Origin of the sequence: Actinomadura soli, assembly GCF_005889715.1 — a bacterium.
Taxonomy (GTDB): Bacteria; Actinomycetota; Actinomycetes; order Streptosporangiales; family Streptosporangiaceae; genus Spirillospora; species Spirillospora soli.
This window is the reverse complement of the sequence record NZ_VCKW01000444.1, coordinates 1-4,048: the sequence shown is the minus strand read 5'-3', so window position 1 is coordinate 4,048 and position 4,048 is coordinate 1. Positions and strand designations below refer to the sequence as shown.

At 70.7% G+C, this 4,048-nt stretch carries 2 protein-coding genes, 4 tRNA genes and 1 pseudogene; all 7 read left to right on the top strand.

The annotated features are described in order from the left end of the window. Positions 1-288, top strand: a pseudogene (locus ETD83_RS40195) (hypothetical protein); the annotation flags it as partial. Between the two features lie 182 nt (positions 289-470). Then, positions 471-555 (top strand) — tRNA-Ser (locus ETD83_RS40190). Position 556: 1 nt separating this feature from the next. Further along, a tRNA-Met gene (locus ETD83_RS43320) sits at positions 557-629 on the top strand. An 11-nt stretch (positions 630-640) separates the two neighbouring features. Next, positions 641-714 (top strand) — tRNA-Arg (locus tag ETD83_RS40185). 2 nt (positions 715-716) lie between these two features. Further along, positions 717-788: transfer RNA gene (locus tag ETD83_RS40180), tRNA-His, on the top strand. 84 nt (positions 789-872) lie between these two features. Continuing rightward, complete coding sequence (locus ETD83_RS40175) at positions 873-2,711, top strand: glycoside hydrolase family 3 protein (protein ID WP_138650493.1); 1,839 nt, start codon at positions 873-875, stop codon at positions 2,709-2,711. Between the two features lie 127 nt (positions 2,712-2,838). Next, a partial coding sequence (locus tag ETD83_RS40170) for an ROK family transcriptional regulator (protein WP_205718160.1) occupies positions 2,839-4,048 on the top strand: 1,210 nt, incomplete at its 3' end.

Sequence of the window (4,048 nt, the reverse complement as noted above, 5' to 3'; positions counted from 1 at the left end):
GGGTGGGGGTGCGAGGTTCGTGGCGTGGCACTGCGAATGGGTAGGAGCACCGGTTCGTTCGTCCCCGGGTCGGCGGGGGAGCGGACGCGCCCAGCGGTGGTCGCCCGGGCCTTCCAGGCGTTGCCGTCGGCGCATCGTGAGATCTTGGCCGAGACCGTCTTCAGGGATCGTTCGGTCAATGAGGCCGCGGCCTCGCTGGGGGTGCCGGTGGACGTGGTCAAGCTCCGCGTCTACCACGCGCTCCGCGCGCTGAACACCGCCCTGGACGCCCCCAGAGCCAGCCGATAAATGGTTTGCCGGGACGGAACCGCCCCGGCATCATGGGCGTCGTAGGGAAACGAGACCGGAAGGGGAACGGACATGCGTTGTCGAATGCATAGCAGTCTCTTCGGTCTCGGGAGCCGTTCGAAGGCGTGAATCGCGCGTTCTGACGCCGCCCGTGCAGTGCGGGCGGTTTTTTTGTTTTTCCCGGAGGGTTGGCCGAGCGGGAAGGCAGCGGTTTGCTACGCCGTCGTCAGGGTCACCCCTGCGCGAGTTCGAATCTCGCACCCTCCGCACCGGGTGGGGACGCTGGTGTGTCCTGCGGTTTCATAAGCCGCGGCAGGCAGGTTCGATTCCTGCACCCGGTACGTAACATCGAGTCTCCGTGGCGCAGTTGGAGAGCGCGCCGGGTTGCGGACCCGGAGGTCGCAGGTTCGAGTCCTGCCGGAGATGCGGCTTCCGTGGTGTAGTGGTCTGCACGCCAGGTTGTGGTCCTGGAGGTGTCGGTTCGATCCCGATCGGGGGCCCTTAGGGGATTTGGCGATCAGAAATTGCCGAGGCGCTGGCTCCGGGCTGGGTTGCATTGGAGCAATGCTGGAGAAGCTTTCCGCATGCTCAACTCCTCCGTGAAGTCCCGCCTGCCGGCGTCCGGTGCGGTGGCGCTCGCGCTTGTCGCCTACGGCGGTCCCGTGACGGCGGAAGCCAGGCCCGCGCCCTATCTCAATCCGCGGCTGTCGGTCGAGGGCCGGGTGGACGATCTGCTCGATCGGATGAGCCTGGACGACAAGCTCGGCCAGATGACGCAACCCGAACGCAGATTCGTCACGCCGGAGGAGATCACCCGGTACCGGATCGGGTCGGTGCTGTCGAGCGGCGGGTCGGCGCCCAGCCCGAACACGGCGGAGAAATGGGCGGACATGTACGACGGGCTGCAGCGGGCCGCGCTCGCCGGGCCACTGCGGGTCCCGATCATGTACGGGGTGGACGCGGTGCACGGCCACAACACGGTCGTGGGTGCGACGATCTTCCCGCACAACATCGGGCTCGGCGCGTCCCGTGATCCGGATCTGGTCCGAAGAATCGGCGCGGCCACCGCGGCGGAAATGGCGGGGACCGGTGTCGACTGGGATTTCGCCCCTTGTGTCTGCGTCGCCCGCAACGATCGGTGGGGGCGGACGTACGAGTCGTTCGGCGAGGTGCCCGAGCTGCCCGCGATGATGACGACGATGATCGAGGGCCTGCAAGGGGAGAGGCTGGGCGGATCCGCATCCGTGCTGGCCACGGCCAAGCATTTCGTGGGGGACGGCGGAACGGAGGGCGGTGACGACCGGGGTGATGCCCGGATTTCGGAGGAGGAGCTGCGGGCTGTTCATCTGCCGCCTTTCCGGGCGGCGGTGAAACGGGGCGTGGGATCGGTGATGATCTCCTACAGCTCGTGGAACGGGCAGAAGATGCATCGGAACCGGTACCTGATCAATGACGTCCTGAAGGGCGAACTTGGCTTCACCGGGGTCGTGGTCTCCGACTACAAGGGAATCGACGATATCGACGGACGGGCCGGGTTCACGAGGGATGAGGTCGCCACCGCGATCAATGCGGGGATTGACGTGGTCATGGTGCCGGCGGAATGGCGCCGTTTCATTGAGTATCTGCGGGACGAGGTCAAGGGCGGCGACGTTCCGATGTCCCGCATCGACGACGCGAACCGCCGGATTCTCACGAAGAAGTTCGAGCTCGGGCTCTTCGAGCGTCCCCTGGCGGACCGGTCGTACCTGAGGACGGTCGGCAGCGCGGCGCATCGCGCGCTCGCGAGGCGGGCCGTGGCCGAGTCGCAGGTGCTGCTGAAGAACGACGGCGACGTGCTCCCGCTGGAAGACGACGACAAGATCTTCGTGGCGGGCCGCAGCGCGGACGACATCGGCATGCAGTCCGGAGGGTGGACGATCACCTGGCAGGGCAGGCCCGGGCCGATCACGCCGGGCACGACGATCCTGGACGGCATCCGCAAGGCCGTGGACCCGTCCGCCGCCGTCGCCTACAGCAGGGACGGCAAGGGCATCGACCGGTCCTATGACGCCGCGATCGCCGTGGTGGGGGAGGAGCCGTACGCCGAGTACCACGGTGACAGGACGGGCGATCTCGGCCTCGGCGGCGAGGACCTCGAGACCATCGAGCGGCTCCGCGCCGCGGGCGTCCCGGTGATCGTGGTGCTGGTGTCGGGCCGTCCGATGGACGTCGCCGCCAAGCTCCCCGGCTGGGACGCGCTGCTCGCGGCGTGGCTCCCCGGCACGGAGGGCGCGGGTGTGGCCGACGTCCTGTACGGCGAGGCCGAGCCCACCGGACGGCTCCCGGTCACGTGGATGCGCGACGGCGCCCAGCAGCCCATCAACCAGGGCGACGGCAAGGAGCCCCTGTTCCCGCTCGGCTTCGGCCTCACCTACGACGACTGATACGTCGGAAATGCGCTTCTGACCTGGGTATTCTTGGATGCGTCCGGATACGGCCGCACTGTTTTGTACGTATCTGCCCTAAGTGAATGCCGTTCGTCCGCCGCCGATCGCCGCCAAGGGGTGTCCCGTGAAGCGACCCGCCCTGCACGGGGGCGACCCCTCGGTGCTGCGCCGCCTCAACTCCGCCGCGACCCTGCGGGCGCTGCGCGACGGCGGCGAGTGCACGCTGACGGAGCTGGCCGGACGGGTCGGGCTGTCCAGGCCCACCACCGAGGGCGTGCTGGCCGAGCTGATCGACCGCGGTCTCGCCGCCGAGAGCGCGCCGCGTCCCGGCACGGGGCTCGGCCGTCCCGCCCGCCGCTACCGCTTCCGGGCCGACGCCGGGCACGCGCTCGGCATCGACATCGACGCGCACCGGGTGCGGCTGGTCGTCGCCGACCTCGCCGGTGACGTCGTCGGCGGCCATCGCGCCGGGCTCGACGTGCAGGGGCCGCCAGGCGAGCGGATCGCGGCGGTCCGGGCGGCGGTGAAGACCTGCCTCGCGGTCGCGGACGTCGACCGCCGGTCGCTGCTGGCCGTGGCCGCCGGGACGCCGGGCGTCGTCGCGCCGGACGGGACCGTCACGTCCTGCACGGCCATACCCGGCTGGGAGGGGGTGCGCCTGGCCCGCGAGCTCGGCCGCTCGTTCTCCTGCCCGGTCCTCGTCGAGAACGACGCCAACCTCGCCGCGGTGGCCGAACGGTGGCGCGGCGCCGCCCGGGACGCCGACGACGTGGTTTGTGTCCACGCGGGCCTGCACACCGGCATGGGCGCGCTCATCGGAGGCCGCCTGCACCGGGGACGCTGGGGCGCCGCCGGCGAGGTCGGCATGCTGCCGGAGCTGGGCCTGCGCGACACCACCGCCGCGCTCATCACCGGCACGGACGCCGGCCCGGAGGCGGCGGACGCCGCGCTGGCGGCGTTCACCTCGGCGGCCGGTGATGCGCAGGGTTCCGCCTTGCGGGACGCGGGAGTCGATCACGCCGAACGCGTCCTGGACGCCGCCGGGTGGGGCGCGGCGGAGGCGAAGGCGGTCGTGGAGCGGCTCGCGGCACGGATGGCGCGCGGCGTCGCGGCGATGGCCCTGGCCCTCGACCCCGAGATGATCGTGGTCGGCGGGCCGCTGGTCAGGGCGGGCGACCTGCTGGTCTCCGAACTGCGCAGGCGGATCGCGCCGTTGTGCCTGAGCCCCGTCCGGATCGAGGCGTCGGAGCTGGCGGACGAGGCGGTCGGCCTCGGCGCGCTCCGGCTCGCCCTCGACCGGATCGACGAGGATCTCTTCCGCCTCGACCGTCCCC

What these genes read in the sequence shown, in the direction of transcription:
- ETD83_RS40175 (WP_138650493.1), top strand. Translation starts at nt 873, where the DNA reads ATGCTCAACTCCTCCGTGAAGTCCCGCCTGCCGGCGTCCGGTGCGGTG.